The sequence below is a fragment of the gamma proteobacterium symbiont of Axiagastus rosmarus genome (assembly GCF_059730925.1).
The window spans coordinates 2,206,593-2,220,404 of the sequence record NZ_AP035925.1 but is presented as its reverse complement, the minus strand read 5'-3'; the positions used below and the strand labels follow the sequence as shown (position 1 = coordinate 2,220,404).

The window sequence follows — 13,812 nt, the reverse complement described above, 5'->3', positions numbered from 1 at the left end:
ACCCTACTGTGCTTCGATCCCGTGTTTTTTCATCATCGCGCGCAGCTGATGATAAGTGACGCGCAACAGTTCAGCGGCGCGGCGCTGGTTGTATCGCGCCTGTTGCAGACTGGCTTCGACCAGGGCGCACTCCTGCTGGTTTTGCCACTGGCGTAAATCCAGCGGCAGCGCCGGCAGGGCATTTTCACGCGGTTCTGCTTCCGCTTCGGTTACCGCAGGAGCACTGCGTGGCGCAAACGGATTGATGATGATGGTGTCGAGCGCCTGTTCGGTGCTGTGATGACGGTACACCGAGCGCTCCACCACGTTTTTCAGTTCACGCACGTTGCCCGGCCAGCTGTACTGCAACAGGGTGAGCTGAGCGCGCTCGCTAAAGCCGGGAAACAGCGCCAGGCCCAGCTCGCGGCACATCTGAATGGCAAAATGCTCGGCCATCACCAGGATATCGCTGCGGCGCTCGCGCAGCGGCGGCAGCTGGACAACATCGAACGCCAGGCGATCGAGCAGGTCGGCGCGAAAACGGCCGGCGGCGGCCAATGCTGGCAGATCCTCGTTGGTGGCGCACACCAGCCGCACGTTAACCTGCAGCGACTGATTGCCGCCTACGCGTTCCAGCTGGCCATACTCAATCACGCGCAGCAGTTTTTCCTGCACCAGCATCGGCGCAGTGGCCAGCTCATCCAGAAACAGCGTGCCACCATCGGCGCGCTCAAAGCGGCCAAGGTGGCGCTTCTGGGCGCCGGTAAAGGCACCGGCTTCATGGCCGAACAGCTCGGAATCCAGCAGGTTTTCATTCAGCGCGGCGCAGTTAAGCGAAATAAACGGCCCCTGCCAGCGGTCGGAGAGGTAGTGCAGGCGGCTGGCAATCAGCTCTTTACCGGTACCGCGTTCGCCAGTCACCAGCACCGGTTTCTCCAGCGGCGCCAGTTTCGATACCTGTTCCAGCACCTCTAAAAAGTTATTCGACTCGCCCAGCAGATTGTCTTTACCGTTTGCCATGATGAAATTCACCACTGATTAATTAATTTCACTACCTTAACGGATTGCGCGGCGCGTGTAAAATACTCAAATTCATTAAAATCAATACGTTAAAAACTGGCACGCATCTTGTATTAGTTATGGGCGTAAAGACATGACAACCAGAGGAACATCATTATGGGTATTTTTTCTCGTTTCGCCGATATCGTGAACGCTAACATCAACTCGCTGCTGGAGCGTGCCGAAGATCCGCAGAAACTGGTACGCCTGATGATTCAGGAAATGGAAGACACGCTGGTGGAAGTGCGTTCCACCTCGGCCCGCGCGCTGGCAGAAAAGAAACAGCTGCTGCGCCGTATTGAGCAGGCCGAAATTCAGCAGGCGGAATGGCAGGAAAAAGCTGAGCTGGCGCTGAGTAAAGAGAAAGAAGACTTAGCCCGTTCGGCGCTGATTGAGAAACAGAAGCTGACCGACCTGATCGCTGCGCTGCAGCAGGAAGCCAGCCACGTTGAAGAGACGCTGGATCGCATGAAAGGCGAGATTGGCGAGCTGGAGAAAAAACTCAGCGAAACCCGCGCCCGTCAGCAGGCCCTGACGCTGCGTCACCAGGCGGCTTCATCGTCACGCGATGTGCGTCGTCAGCTCGACAGCGGCAAGCTGGATGAGGCGATGGCACGCTTCGAATCTTTTGAGCGCCGCATCGATCACATGGAAGCAGAAGCGGAAAGCCAGCGCTTCGGTAAAAGCAAAACGCTGGACCAGCAGTTTGCCGATCTGAAAGCCGATGACGAAATCAGCCAGCAGCTGGCTGCGCTGAAAGCCAAAATGAACCGCAGCGAGTGATCGCCCCGGGCCTGCTAACGGGCCCGGATTGCCGGGTGTACTGAAAAAGGAGAGTCAATGAGCGCACTATTTCTGGCCATACCGTTAACGATCTTCGTGCTGTTTGTGGCACCGATCTGGTTATGGCTGCACTACAGCAACAAACGCAACGGCGGGGCGCTTTCGTCCGGTGACCTGCAGCGCCTGCAGCAGCTGACGCAGGAAGCGCGCCGCATGCGTGACCGGGTCGAGGCGCTGGAAGCGATCCTCGATGCCGAACACCCGAACTGGAGGCAGCCATGATGAACGGACGCAAACTGTGGCGTATTCCGCAGCAGGGCAAAGTGCGCGGCGTGTGTGCCGGGCTGGCCGAGTACCTGGATATTCCGGTGCGGCTGCTGCGTGTGATTGTGGTGCTGTCACTGTTTTTCGGTCTGTTTATGATCACCGTGACCGCCTACTTTATCCTCGGCTACGTGCTGGATGAAAAACCGCTGGACGCACCCTCTGAGCGCACACCAACGGCGCGCGAACTGCTGGATGAGCTGGAGAACACGCTCACCGCCGATGAGCGTAACGTACGCGATATTGAGCGTTACGTGACCTCAGAAACCTTCAGCGTACGCAGCCGTTTCCGTCAGATTTAATCCCTGTCGCGGGCCCGTCAGCGGGTCCGCTGCTCTAAGAGAGGCGCTATGCATACGCAACGTTTAACTGCTCTGCGCCGCCGCGCAACGCCTGCGTTGAAGTCGGCGGGAAAATTCATCATCATCAGTGCAGTAACCTATGCGCCCGGCGGCCTGGCCGGCTGGGCAGTGAAATCGGTGGCGCGCCGTCCGCTGCGCCTGTTGCTGGCGGCCGCCCTGGAACCGTTGCTGAGTAAGGCGTTTAACCGCTTGTCGGCACGTTTCATCAGGGAGAGCGATGAAAAGACTGCAAAATGAGTTGATGGGGCTGATGAACCGTGGCGTGGATCGTCATCTGCGCCTCGCCGTCACCGGCCTGAGCCGCAGCGGCAAAACCGCCTTTATCACCTCGCTGGTTAACCAGCTTCTCAATGTCCACAGCGGCGCGCGTCTGCCGCTGTTTTCCGTGGTGCGCGAAGAGCGGCTGCTGGGCGTGAAGCGCGTACCCCAGCGTGAGCTGGGCACGCCGCGCTTTACCTATGATGAAGGGCTGGCCCAGCTGTACGGCACGCCGCCGATGTGGCCGACTCCGACGCGCGGCGTCAGCGAGATGCGCCTGGCGCTGCGCTACCGGCCGGATCAGTCTCTGCTGCGTCATTTTAAAGATACCGCCACCCTTTACCTCGAAATTGTCGATTATCCCGGCGAGTGGCTGCTCGATCTGCCAATGCTGGCGCAGGATTATCTCAGCTGGTCACGCCAGATGGTCGGCCTGCTGCAGGGCGATCGTCAGCAGTGGGCCGCGCGCTGGCACAGCCTGAGCGCCGATCTCGACCCGTTCGCGCCCGCCGATGAAAACCGCCTGGCGGAGATCGCCGCGGCCTGGACCGACTACCTGCATCAGTGCAAAACCGAAGGATTGCACTTCATCCAGCCGGGACGTTTTGTGTTGCCGGGTGACATGGCTGGCGCGCCGGCACTGCAGTTTTTCCCGTGGCCCAACGTTGATGAACAGCAGGCCGGTAAGCTGTTACAGGCGCCGGCCGGCAGCAATTTCTCCATGCTGCAGCAGCGCTTCCACTACTACTGTCAGCATGTGGTGAAAGGGTTTTATAAAAATCACTTCCTGCGCTTCGATCGTCAGATCGTGCTGGTCGATTGCCTGCAGCCGCTCAACAGTGGACCGCAGGCGTTCAATGATATGCGGCTGGCGCTGACCCAGCTGATGCAAAGTTTTCACTATGGCCAGCGCACGCTGTTTCGCCGTCTGTTCTCGCCGGTCATCGATAAGTTGCTGTTTGCCGCCACCAAGGCTGATCACATCACCGCCGATCAGCACGCCAATATGGTGTCTCTGCTGCAGCAGCTGGTGCAGGACGCGTGGCAGAACGCCGCGTTTGAAGGCATCAGCATGGATTGTCTGGGGCTGGCGTCGGTGCAGGCGACCGAGAGCGGGCTGGTGGATCATCGCGGAGACAAATTACCGGCGCTGCGCGGTCATCGCCTCGCCGACGGTGAACCGCTGACCTTTTACCCGGGCGAAGTACCGCCGCGCCTGCCGGGCAACAGCTTCTGGCAGCAGCAGGGGTTTCAGTTTGAACAGTTCCGGCCGCAGCAGCTGGATGTCGACCGGCCGTTGCCGCATATCCGCATGGATGCTGCGCTGGAATTTTTACTGGGAGATAAATTGCGATGAGCGATGAAACGCCACTCAAACCACGGATAGATTTTGCCCGCCCGTTGCAGGAGCCTGTGGAGCCGACCCTGCGCGCGGCACACACCTTTAGCAGCGACGCGCAACAGGGGTTTCTGGTGACGCCTGACGCGGAGCCGCTGGAAGAGGGCGCCGGCGAGAAAGTGGTGGAAGCCGCGCTGCGGCCAAAGCGCAGCCTGTGGCGCAAAATGGTGGGCGTCGGGCTGGGTATCTTTGGCATCAGCGTGGTGGCGCAGGGCGCCCAGTGGCTGCACGATGCCTGGCTGACGCGCGACTGGTTTGCACTGGGCAGCGGCGTGGCCGGTGGGCTGATTGTCGCCGCCGGCGCGGGCGCGCTGATTGGCGAATGGCGTCGGCTGTATCGTCTGCGTCAGCGGGCGGAAGAGCGGGACGTGGGCCGTGAACTACTGGCCAGCCACGGCATCGGCAAAGGCCGGGCGTTCTGCGAAAAGCTGGCGCGCCAGGCGCAGCTGGATCAGGCGCATCCGGCGCTGCAACGCTGGCATGCGGCGCTGCACGAAACCCATAACGACCGCGAAATTGTCACGCTGTATGCCCAGCTGGTGCAGCCGGTGCTGGACCGTCAGGCGCGGCGCGAAATCAGCCGCCACGCGGCAGAATCGACGCTGATGATTGCCGTCAGCCCGCTGGCGCTGGTGGACATGGCGTTTATCGCCTGGCGCAACCTGCGGCTGGTGAACCGCATCGCGGCCATCTACGGCATTGAGCTCGGCTACTTCAGTCGCATCCGGCTGTTCCGGCTGGTATTGCTGAATATGGCGTTTGCCGGGGCGTCAGAGCTGGTGCGCGAAGTTGGTATGGACTGGATGTCGCAGGACATCGCCGCCCGTCTCTCGGCGCGTGCGGCGCAGGGCATCGGTGCCGGGCTGCTCACCGCCCGACTGGGGATCAAAGCCATGGAATTATGCCGTCCGCTGCCGTGGCTGGCGGAGGACAAACCGCGGCTCGGCGATTTCCGCCGTGAACTGGTGGGTCAGCTTAAAGAATCGCTGGCCAAAAGCGGTGAGAAAGCAGGTCAGGCTGCTAAATAATCTCACCTTGTCTGCCTTTCACGCTGCCGATGGCGTGAAAGGTGAAATTATCTGTGCTCAGGGTGATTTCTGGCGGGATTATTGTTGGTTGTTCCGCTACACTTCTCTTCGTCACCTGCCTCAGAGTGTCAACTTTTCATGACAGAACCCTTCTGAGGCGCTGCAAGTTAGCGTATTATCTCTAAAATCAAAACCTGACTAAGGCTCATCGCAATGCGTTTGGAAGTTTTCTGCCAGGACCGTATCGGTCTGGCGCGCGAGCTACTCGACCTGCTGGTTGCCCGTAATATTGACCTGCGCGGCATTGAAATTGCCTCGCTGGGCCGCATCTACCTCAACTTTTCTGCGCTGGAATTTGACGCATTCAGTAACCTGATGGCGGAGATTCGCCGTACACCGGGCGTGACAGACGTTCGCACCGTGTCTTTCATGCCGTCTGAGCGTGAACATCGCGCGCTGAGCGCGCTGCTGGTGGCGATGCCCGAGCCGGTGTTCTCCCTCGACCTGAAAGGTAAAGTCGAACTGGCGAATCCGGCGGCGCAGAACCTGTTTAACCTCGACGAACAGAAGATTCGTAACCAGAACGCCGGCACGCTGATTGCCGGCTTTAATTTCCAGCGCTGGCTGGAGAGTGAACGTGTTGACGCGCAGGCGCAGCATGTGGTGATCCAGGGGCGTGATTTCCTCATGGAAGCGCGCCCGATCTATCTGGCGCAGGAAGATGAGCAGAACGACCAGCCGGTAGGCGCGATGATCACCCTGAAATCCACTGCGCGCATGGGGCGGCAGTTGCAGAATCTCAGCGTCACCGATGACTCCGAATTCGATCACATCGTGGCGGTGACGCCGAAAATGCGTCAGGTGATCGACCAGGCGCGCAAGCTGGCGATGCACGATGCGCCGCTGCTGATTGTCGGCGACACCGGCACCGGTAAAGATATGCTGGCGCGCGCCTGCCATCTGCGCAGCGCACGCGGTAAAAAACCGTTCCTGGCGCTCAACTGCGGATCGATCCCGGATGACGTCGCTGAGAGCGAGTTGTTTGGTCACGCGGCGGGCGCGTATCCCAACGCGCTGGAAGGGAAGAAGGGCTTCTTTGAGCAGGCGAACGGCGGCTCGGTGCTGCTGGATGAAATCGGCGAGATGTCGCCGCGCATGCAGACTAAACTGCTGCGCTTCCTGAACGATGGCACCTTCCGCCGCGTCGGCGAGGATCATGAAGTGCACGTGGATGTGCGCGTGATCTGCGCCACGCAAAAGAACCTGATTGAGCTGGTGCAGCGCGGCGAGTTCCGCGAAGACCTGTTCTATCGTCTGAACGTGCTGACGCTGAATCTGCCGCCGCTGCGCGAACGTCCGCTGGATATTCTGCCGCTCACCGAAATGTTTGTGGCGCGCTTCGCCGATGAGCAGGGGCTGCCGCGCCCACGTTTGTCACCGCAGCTGACGCCGTTCCTGACGCGCTATAACTGGCCGGGCAACGTGCGCCAGTTGAAAAATGCGCTGTATCGCGCGCTCACGCAGCTGGAAGGTTATGAACTGCGTCCGCAGGATATCGTGCTGCCGGAGCAGGCGCTGGATGTGTCGCTGGGCGAAGAGGCAATGGAAGGGTCGCTGGATGAAATCACCAGCCGTTTCGAGCGTTCCGTGCTGACTCGTCTCTATCTGTCGTATCCCAGCACGCGTAAACTGGCGAAACGCCTTGGGGTGTCACACACCGCGATCGCCAACAAGCTGCGCGAATATGGCCTCGGCCAGAAACGCAGCGAAGGCGAATAATCCGCGTTCTGCATCAACAAGCCGTCTGTGACAGACGGCTTTTTTATCAGCAGTGACCTTACTTCAGCGCTGCCAGTGCCGCTTCATAGTTCGGCTCTTCGGTGATTTCATTCACCAGCTCGCTGTACAGCACCTTGTCGTTCTCATCCAGCACCACCACCGCGCGGGCGGTCAGGCCTTTCAGCGGGCCATCGGCGATCGCGACGCCGTAATTTTCAATAAATTCTGCACCGCGCAGCGTAGACAGCGTCACTACGTTGTTAACGTTCTCGGCGCCGCAGAAGCGCGACTGCGCAAACGGCAGATCGGCAGAGATGCACAGCACCACGGTGTTGTCAGCTTCGCCAGAACGCTCGTTGAATTTGCGCACCGACGCGGCGCACACGCCGGTATCAATGCTTGGGAAAATGTTCAGAACTTTGCGTTTGCCTGCATACTGAGAAAGGGACACATCACTGAGATCTTTCGCTACCAGGTTGAACGGTTTTGCCTGCTCGCCAGCCTGCGGGAAGTGGCCGGCAACCGGCACCGGATTGCCCTGAAAGTGAACATTCTGCGACATACAATTTCCTTTTAACGATGAAATATCTGGCGTTAACCCCACCAGAACAGGTATAGCGTTTGTTTATGACATAAATTTTAAGGGTTTACGAGCCTAATTCAACGTGGAGCTGCACCAGCACGTTATGACGTCATGGATTTGAGGAGTCAGTATGAGAACAGTGAAAAGTTATCCGGAAGCCTGGCCGCTGCACTCGCCGTTTGTTATTTCGCGCGGCAGCCGCACCGAGGCGCACGTGGTGGTGGTGGAGATTGAGCAGGATGGCCTCAAAGGGATTGGCGAGGCCACGCCCTATGCGCGCTATGGCGAAAGTGAGGCTTCGGTGCTGCAGCAGATTGCTTCACAGCTCGGTGCGTTACAAAACGGCATGACGCGGGCGGCGCTGCAACAGGCGTTGCCGGCCGGTGCCGCGCGCAACGCGATTGATTGCGCGCTGTGGGATCTGGAGCGCCAGCAGCAGCGTACCAGCCTGGCGGCGCTGTGTGAGGCGGTGCCGGCACAGGAGATCGTCACGGCGCATACCGTCAGCATTGATACGCCAGAAGCGATGGCCAGCAGCGCGCTGGCGCTGTGGCAGCACGGCGCGCGCCTGCTGAAAATTAAGCTGGATAACCATCTGATCAGCGAACGGCTGGTGGCGATCCGCAGTGCGGTGCCGGACGCCACGCTGATCGTCGATGCCAATGAGTCCTGGCAGGCTGAAGGGCTGGCGGCGCGCTGCCAGCTGCTGGCGGATTTGCAGGTGGCGATGCTGGAGCAGCCGCTGCCTGCCGCGCAGGATGCGGCGCTGGCCCATTTTATCCATCCGCTACCGATCTGTGCGGATGAGAGCTGCCACACGCGCGACAGTCTGGCAGCCCTGCACGGGCGCTACGACATGGTGAATATCAAACTGGATAAAACCGGTGGGCTGACCGAAGCGCTGGCGCTGGCCACGGCCGCGCGCGCGCAGGGATTTGCCATCATGCTGGGCTGTATGTTGTGTACCTCGCGCGCCATTCGTGCCGCGCTACCGTTAACGCCGCAGGCCACGTTTGCTGATCTCGACGGTCCGACGTGGCTGGCGGCCGATGTGGAACCGTCGCTGCACTTCTCGCACGGCGTGCTTAAGACGACGGCTGCCAGCGCAGCAGGTTGATCATCGCATCGAGATACACCTCGGTGGCTTCGTCCACCGAGATGGCGGGCATTTCGGCGGTGATGCAGGGCAGACTGAGATCGGCGCACCAGCTGCCAAACGAGCCCGGCGTGGCGTAGCCGACGCTGCTCACCACCGGCAGACCGGTTTGTTCCGCCAGCCAGCTGGCCAGGGGGCTATGGTGCGGATCATCAATACAGGCCAGCGGTTCGTGCCAGGAGACGACCCAGCGCGGCCGGATACGATGAATCAGCTGGCACAGTGCGGCGGTTTCCGGCTCTGACGCCGGTGCGTTCCCGGTTGAGAGCAACACATCGCGCGCGTCGGCCACGCTGTTCCAGCGATAGACGGTATCGCCCGCTTGCCAGTTGGCGGCAGGGAAGTTGCGGTTGAGATCGACACCGTTGACATTGGCGCGCAGCCCGAGCTGGCAGCCATCCGGATTGACCGCAAGAATCACATGATGACGCCGCAGCGTGTCCGGCAGCGTGCGCATGGCGGCAGAGAGCGTGGCCACCGCCGCGTTTTCATCGCCGTGGGTGCCGGCGATAATCAGTCCGCTGTCCTCGTCGGCCGCCGGTGCCGGAAACCACAGCAGCGGCGCACCCAGCACCGAATGTCCATACTGTTGCCAGACGGCGTCCAGCTTACCGCGCAGCGGGCGCGGGTGGTGTGTCGACATAACTTTCCTCTCTGTCATGCATCGCGTTCAGCCGTAAAAATTGTGAGCTGCCATCCAGCCTCAACATAACGGTAAACAGCAGACGGGGAAATAGCTATTTATCAATCAGCGATTTGCGATAAAGTGCGAAAAGTTGCTGGCGACGCATTGGTTTGGCCGTCGCCCTTTTTTCGGGTCAAGGAGTCGTGATGAAACTAACTTTCCGCACCACGCTGGCCGCGCTCATCATCAGCAGCGCTCTCTCATCCGCCTATGCCGCCAGTGTGCCTGCCGGGGCGCAACTGGCCAGCAGCCAGGAAATCGTGCGCCATATCAAAGATGAACCGGCCTCGCTTGATCCGCTCAAAGCGGTCGGTCTGCCGGAGATTCAGGTGCTACGCGATCTGTTTGAAGGGCTGACTAACCAGGACGCGCAGGGCAAAATCGTGCCGGGCGTTGCGCAGAGCTGGAGCAGCAACGACAACAAAACCTGGCTGTTTACGCTGCGCAAAGACGCACGCTGGTCTAATGGCCAGCCGGTGACCGCACAGGATTTTGTCTATAGCTGGCAACGTCTGGTCGATCCTAAAAACAGTTCGCCTTTCGCCTGGTTTGCTGCGCTGAGCGGCATTGATAATGCTGAAGCCATCACCAAAGGGCAGATGAGCCCGGACAAGCTGGGCGTGGTGGCTACCGATGAAACGCACCTCAAGGTGACATTGTCACGTCCGCTACCGTGGTTCCCCAGCATGGTGGCTAACGTGGCCATGTTCCCGGTGCCGCAAAAGGTCATCGCGCAAAACGGCGATGGCTGGACTGCGCCGGGTAAACTGGTGGGCAATGGCGCTTATCAATTGCAGGAGCGCGTGGTTAACGAAAAGATTGTGCTGGTGCGTAACCCGCACTACTGGGATAACGCCCATTCGGTACTGACGAAAGTGACCTTTATTCCCATCAATGAAGAATCCAGCGCTACCAAGCGTTACCGCGCCGGGGATATCGATATCACGGAATCCTTCCCGAAAAATATGTACGGCCTGTTGAAAAAAGAGCTGCCGGGGCAGGTGTATACGCCGGATCAGCTTGGCACCTACTACTACGCGTTTAATACCCAGAAAGGGCCGACGGCGGATGTGCGGGTGCGTAAGGCGCTGTCATGGAGCATTGACCGCCGCATTATCGCGGAAAAAGTGCTGGGCACCGGCGAGAAACCGGCCTGGCACTTCACACCGGACGTCACTGCCGGCTTCACGCCGCAGCAGAGCTATCTGCAGCAGCACAGCCAGCAGGAACTGAATGCGCAGGCCAAAGCCCTACTGACCGCCGCCGGTTACGGCCCGGCTAAACCGCTGCACCTGACGCTGCTGTATAACACCTCTGAAAGTCACCAGAAGATTGCGATTGCGGTAGCCTCGATGTGGAAAAAGAATCTCGGCGTTGACGTGACATTGCAGAACCAGGAGTGGAAAACCTATATCGACAGCCGCAACAGCGGTAATTTCGATGTGATCCGCGCTTCCTGGGTGGGCGATTACAATGAGCCATCGACCTTCCTCAGCCTGCTGACCGCCAGCCACAGCGGCAATATTTCCCGCTTCAGTAACGCGGAATATGATGCGGTGTTGAGTAAGGCCAGCAATGAAACCAGCGTGGCGGCGCGCAATGCCGATTACAACAAAGCCGAGCAGATCATCGCTGACCAGGCGCCGATTGCGCCGATCTACCAGTACACCAACGGGCGGCTGATCAAGCCGTGGGTTAAGGGCTATCCCATCACTAATCCGGAAGACGTTGCCTACAGCCGGGAATTGTGGATTGAGAAGCACTGACGTTGAACCGCCACGGAGGGCGGTGAACGACCCGGTTGCGCTGTCATTTTTACTCACACCCTGGTAATTGCAACTGTCCCGCGCCGCGCTAGACTGTATCGTATTGTTTTTGTTAGTGAGGCGAGTACGTGAACGTCATTGAAGGAAAAGCGCTGCAGGTGTCGGATGCGATTGTCGCCTGCCAGTTCGACGGCAAGGGTGGCGTTATCGCCATTGAAGATAAAGATGTCATCAACTGCGAGCGTCACTGCTGGCTGCATCTGAACTACACCCAGCGGCAGAGCGCTGACTGGTTGCAGCACACGCCGCTGATTCCTGATGCGGTGCGGGATGCGCTGGCCGGTGACAGCATGCGACCGCGCGTGACGCGCCTCGGTGACGGCTTTATGATCGTGCTGCGCAGCGTGAATCATAACGCCGATTCGCGCCCGGACCAGTTGGTGGCGATGCGGGTATTTATTAATGACAAGCTGATTGTTTCTACCCGCCGTCGTAAAGTGTATGCCATCGATGAAGTGCTGACCGATCTGCAAAACGGCAACGGGCCGGTGGACGGCGGCAGCTGGCTGGTGGACGTCTGCGATGCGCTCACCGACCACGCCAGCGAATTCATTGAAGAGATGCACGATAAAATTATCGCGCTGGAAGATGCGCTGATGGACCAGCAGGTCCCGGCGCGCGGAGAGCTGGCGCTGCTGCGTAAACAGCTGATCGTGATGCGCCGCTATATGGCGCCGCAGCGTGATGTCTATGCGCGGCTGGCAAGCGAGAAACTGCCGTGGATGAGCGATGACGATCGCCGCCGCATGCAGGATGTCGCGGACCGGTTGGGGCGCGGACTGGATGACCTCAATGCGGGCGTGGCGCGTACCGGTATTCTGGCGGATGAAGTGGCCTCGCTGCTGGCGGAATCCATGAACCGGCGCACTTACACCATGTCGCTGATGGCGATGATTTTCCTGCCTGCCACGTTTCTCACCGGGCTGTTTGGCGTCAATCTCGGCGGCATTCCCGGTGGCAGCTGGCCGCACGGCTTTACCATGTTCTGCGGGTTGTTACTGGTGATGGTGCTGGGGGTCGCGCTGTGGCTGAAACGCCGCAACTGGCTGTGATGTTATCAGGGGGTTATCTGCAGGTCATGAACGGGTAATTGTGGCGGTGCAGGGGAGAAAAGCGGAAAAAACCTGATCGACATCAATAAGCGCATAGCCCAACCGGGGCAAACTCTCTCCCGCAGGTGAATGCAACGTCAAGCGATGGGCGTTGCGCTCCATATTGTCTTACTTCCTTTTTTTGAATTACTGCATAGCACATTTGATTCGTACGACGCCGGCTTATCCGCCGGCTTTTTTTTTGCCGTTTGGCTTGCTGCCGCATCCTTTCCTATGCTTAACAGACATTCAGCGAACAGGAGAACGGCATGCGCATGATTCACGCCAGCGAACCTATCCCGACCGATCCGCCACCGATTCCCGAACCCGTGCCGCAACCGCAGCCGATCCCCGAGCCTGAGCCGCCGCACGATCCTGAGTTTCCGCCGATTAGCGATCCTCCACCGCACCGCTAATAAAAAAGGCGCGTTGCCGCAGCGACGCGCCTCTATGTTGCAAAGTCACCGCGTTATTTAATTTCCAGCACGTCGAGGCGAGCGCTCAGGTCCGGCTGATCGTCCTCGTCAGCCTGCCAGCCGACGGGCTGCGCTGGCAGCGATTCGCGATCAAAACCAATGTCCCCGCCGTCAACCACCGCATCACCATGCTTAATGCCTTTAAAATCAAACAGATTAATATCAGCCATATGTGATGGCACGATGTTCTGCATGGCGCTGAACATGGTTTCAATGCGGCCCGGATAGCGCTTGTCCCAGTCACGCAGCATATCGGCAACCACCTGGCGTTGCAGGTTCGGCTGTGAACCACACAGGTTGCACGGAATGATAGGGTACTGGCGCGCTTCGGCGAATCGCACGATATCTTTTTCGCGGCAGTAGGCCAGCGGGCGAATCACGATATGTTTACCGTCATCGCTCATCAGTTTTGGCGGCATGCCTTTCATCTTGCCGCCGTAAAACATGTTGAGGAACAGCGTTTGCAGGATGTCATCGCGATGGTGACCTAAGGCAATCTTGGTGCAGCCCAGTTCAGTGGCGGTACGGTAAAGAATGCCGCGACGCAGGCGTGAACAGAGCGAGCAGGTGGTTTTGCCTTCCGGAATTTTTTCTTTAACGATGGAGTAAGTGTCTTCGTTGACGATCTGATACTCCACGCCCAGCGTGTCGAGGTAAGCCGGCAGCACGTGTGCCGGGAATCCCGGCTGTTTCTGGTCAAGATTCACTGCCACCAGCGAAAAGTTGACCGGCGCGCTCTGCTGCAGGTTACGCAGAATTTCCAGCATGGTGTAGCTGTCTTTACCGCCGGACAGGCACACCATGATGCGATCGCCTTCCTCAATCATGTTGAAATCCGCAATCGCTTCACCGACGTTACGGCGCAGGCGCTTCTGCAGTTTGTTCAGGTTGTACTGCTCTTTTTTATTAACTTCTTGATGTTCAGACATGAATTTCGGTCTCGGTGATCGCTGGTCAGCTGCGGATGTCGCGTTGATGCGGCCCTCGCCAGGCCTGCATTAACCGTGTCCGCGCACGCTGTGGG

General features: G+C 59.1%; 15 protein-coding genes. 11 read left to right on the top strand and 4 right to left on the bottom strand.

Translation table 11 applies throughout. The features are described from left to right. Positions 1–3: 3 nt before the first annotated feature. Entirely contained in the window at positions 4–999 is a 996-nt protein-coding gene (gene pspF / locus AC6I8F_RS10330) for a phage shock protein operon transcriptional activator (protein WP_498027994.1), read from the bottom strand. Positions 1,000–1,155: 156 nt separating this feature from the next. Between pspF and pspA the strand changes: the two genes are divergently transcribed. From pspA to tyrR, 7 genes are all read left to right on the top strand, one after another. After that, positions 1,156–1,821: a phage shock protein PspA gene (gene pspA, locus AC6I8F_RS10325; RefSeq protein ID WP_058758491.1), complete on the top strand. Its 666-nt coding sequence runs from the start codon at positions 1,156–1,158 to the stop codon at positions 1,819–1,821. Between the two features lie 57 nt (positions 1,822–1,878). After that, entirely contained in the window at positions 1,879–2,103 is a 225-nt protein-coding gene (pspB, locus tag AC6I8F_RS10320) for an envelope stress response membrane protein PspB (protein WP_058769745.1), read from the top strand. Beyond that, positions 2,100–2,447: an envelope stress response membrane protein PspC gene (pspC, locus tag AC6I8F_RS10315; RefSeq protein ID WP_058758492.1), complete on the top strand. Its 348-nt coding sequence runs from the start codon at positions 2,100–2,102 to the stop codon at positions 2,445–2,447. The genes pspB and pspC overlap by 4 nt, the downstream gene beginning before the upstream one ends. A gap of 48 nt (positions 2,448–2,495) precedes the next feature. Continuing rightward, positions 2,496–2,744 (top strand): phage shock protein PspD, encoded by a 249-nt coding sequence (gene pspD, locus AC6I8F_RS10310; protein ID WP_021506136.1) that lies wholly within the window; start codon positions 2,496–2,498, stop codon positions 2,742–2,744. Further along, a complete protein-coding gene (locus AC6I8F_RS10305) occupies positions 2,725–4,122 on the top strand; it encodes a YcjX family GTP-binding protein (RefSeq protein ID WP_498027993.1) in 1,398 nt (465 codons plus the stop codon). Before pspD ends, AC6I8F_RS10305 begins: the two co-directional genes overlap by 20 nt. Beyond that, on the top strand, positions 4,119–5,192 hold the full coding sequence (locus tag AC6I8F_RS10300) for a YcjF family protein (RefSeq protein ID WP_150058149.1): 1,074 nt from the start codon (positions 4,119–4,121) through the stop codon (positions 5,190–5,192). The genes AC6I8F_RS10305 and AC6I8F_RS10300 overlap by 4 nt, the downstream gene beginning before the upstream one ends. A gap of 213 nt (positions 5,193–5,405) precedes the next feature. Then, positions 5,406–6,971, top strand: a complete 1,566-nt coding sequence (tyrR, locus tag AC6I8F_RS10295; RefSeq protein WP_021506133.1) for a transcriptional regulator TyrR — start codon at positions 5,406–5,408, stop codon at positions 6,969–6,971. A gap of 58 nt (positions 6,972–7,029) precedes the next feature. On the opposite strand, the gene tpx is transcribed toward tyrR, so the two are convergent. Next, the gene (gene tpx / locus AC6I8F_RS10290; protein ID WP_058780606.1) at positions 7,030–7,533 is read right to left on the bottom strand and encodes a thiol peroxidase; all 504 of its coding nucleotides are present in this window, start codon (positions 7,531–7,533) and stop codon (positions 7,030–7,032) included. 151 nt (positions 7,534–7,684) lie between these two features. On the opposite strand from tpx, the gene ycjG reads away from it, so the two are divergent. Further along, positions 7,685–8,671 (top strand): L-Ala-D/L-Glu epimerase, encoded by a 987-nt coding sequence (ycjG, locus tag AC6I8F_RS10285; protein ID WP_021506131.1) that lies wholly within the window; start codon positions 7,685–7,687, stop codon positions 8,669–8,671. Here ycjG and mpaA read toward each other — a convergent pair. After that, positions 8,640–9,353: a murein tripeptide amidase MpaA gene (mpaA, locus tag AC6I8F_RS10280; RefSeq protein WP_021506130.1), complete on the bottom strand. Its 714-nt coding sequence runs from the start codon at positions 9,351–9,353 to the stop codon at positions 8,640–8,642. The genes ycjG and mpaA overlap by 32 nt on opposite strands. 188 nt (positions 9,354–9,541) lie before the next feature. Between mpaA and AC6I8F_RS10275 the strand changes: the two genes are divergently transcribed. The 3 genes from AC6I8F_RS10275 to AC6I8F_RS10265 all read left to right on the top strand — a co-directional run bounded on the left by AC6I8F_RS10275 (position 9,542) and on the right by AC6I8F_RS10265 (position 12,728). Then, positions 9,542–11,161 (top strand): peptide ABC transporter substrate-binding protein, encoded by a 1,620-nt coding sequence (locus AC6I8F_RS10275; RefSeq protein ID WP_215480281.1) that lies wholly within the window; start codon positions 9,542–9,544, stop codon positions 11,159–11,161. Between the two features lie 128 nt (positions 11,162–11,289). Next, a complete protein-coding gene (gene zntB, locus AC6I8F_RS10270) occupies positions 11,290–12,273 on the top strand; it encodes a zinc transporter ZntB (protein WP_021506128.1) in 984 nt (327 codons plus the stop codon). 308 nt (positions 12,274–12,581) lie between these two features. Next, positions 12,582–12,728: a hypothetical protein gene (locus tag AC6I8F_RS10265; RefSeq protein ID WP_021506127.1), complete on the top strand. Its 147-nt coding sequence runs from the start codon at positions 12,582–12,584 to the stop codon at positions 12,726–12,728. A gap of 53 nt (positions 12,729–12,781) precedes the next feature. On the opposite strand, the gene ttcA is transcribed toward AC6I8F_RS10265, so the two are convergent. Further along, positions 12,782–13,717, bottom strand: a complete 936-nt coding sequence (gene ttcA / locus AC6I8F_RS10260; RefSeq protein ID WP_021506126.1) for a tRNA 2-thiocytidine(32) synthetase TtcA — start codon at positions 13,715–13,717, stop codon at positions 12,782–12,784. Positions 13,718–13,812: the final 95 nt, after the last annotated feature.

Coding starts and splice junctions, on each gene's coding strand:
- pspF (WP_498027994.1), bottom strand. CDS start 999: ATGGCAAACGGTAAAGACAATCTGCTGGGCGAGTCGAATAACTTTTTA.
- pspA (WP_058758491.1), top strand. CDS start 1,156: ATGGGTATTTTTTCTCGTTTCGCCGATATCGTGAACGCTAACATCAAC.
- pspB (WP_058769745.1), top strand. CDS start 1,879: ATGAGCGCACTATTTCTGGCCATACCGTTAACGATCTTCGTGCTGTTT.
- pspC (WP_058758492.1), top strand. CDS start 2,100: ATGATGAACGGACGCAAACTGTGGCGTATTCCGCAGCAGGGCAAAGTG.
- pspD (WP_021506136.1), top strand. CDS start 2,496: ATGCATACGCAACGTTTAACTGCTCTGCGCCGCCGCGCAACGCCTGCG.
- AC6I8F_RS10305 (WP_498027993.1), top strand. CDS start 2,725: ATGAAAAGACTGCAAAATGAGTTGATGGGGCTGATGAACCGTGGCGTG.
- AC6I8F_RS10300 (WP_150058149.1), top strand. CDS start 4,119: ATGAGCGATGAAACGCCACTCAAACCACGGATAGATTTTGCCCGCCCG.
- tyrR (WP_021506133.1), top strand. CDS start 5,406: ATGCGTTTGGAAGTTTTCTGCCAGGACCGTATCGGTCTGGCGCGCGAG.
- tpx (WP_058780606.1), bottom strand. CDS start 7,533: ATGTCGCAGAATGTTCACTTTCAGGGCAATCCGGTGCCGGTTGCCGGC.
- ycjG (WP_021506131.1), top strand. CDS start 7,685: ATGAGAACAGTGAAAAGTTATCCGGAAGCCTGGCCGCTGCACTCGCCG.
- mpaA (WP_021506130.1), bottom strand. CDS start 9,353: ATGTCGACACACCACCCGCGCCCGCTGCGCGGTAAGCTGGACGCCGTC.
- AC6I8F_RS10275 (WP_215480281.1), top strand. CDS start 9,542: ATGAAACTAACTTTCCGCACCACGCTGGCCGCGCTCATCATCAGCAGC.
- AC6I8F_RS10265 (WP_021506127.1), top strand. CDS start 12,582: ATGCGCATGATTCACGCCAGCGAACCTATCCCGACCGATCCGCCACCG.
- ttcA (WP_021506126.1), bottom strand. CDS start 13,717: ATGTCTGAACATCAAGAAGTTAATAAAAAAGAGCAGTACAACCTGAAC.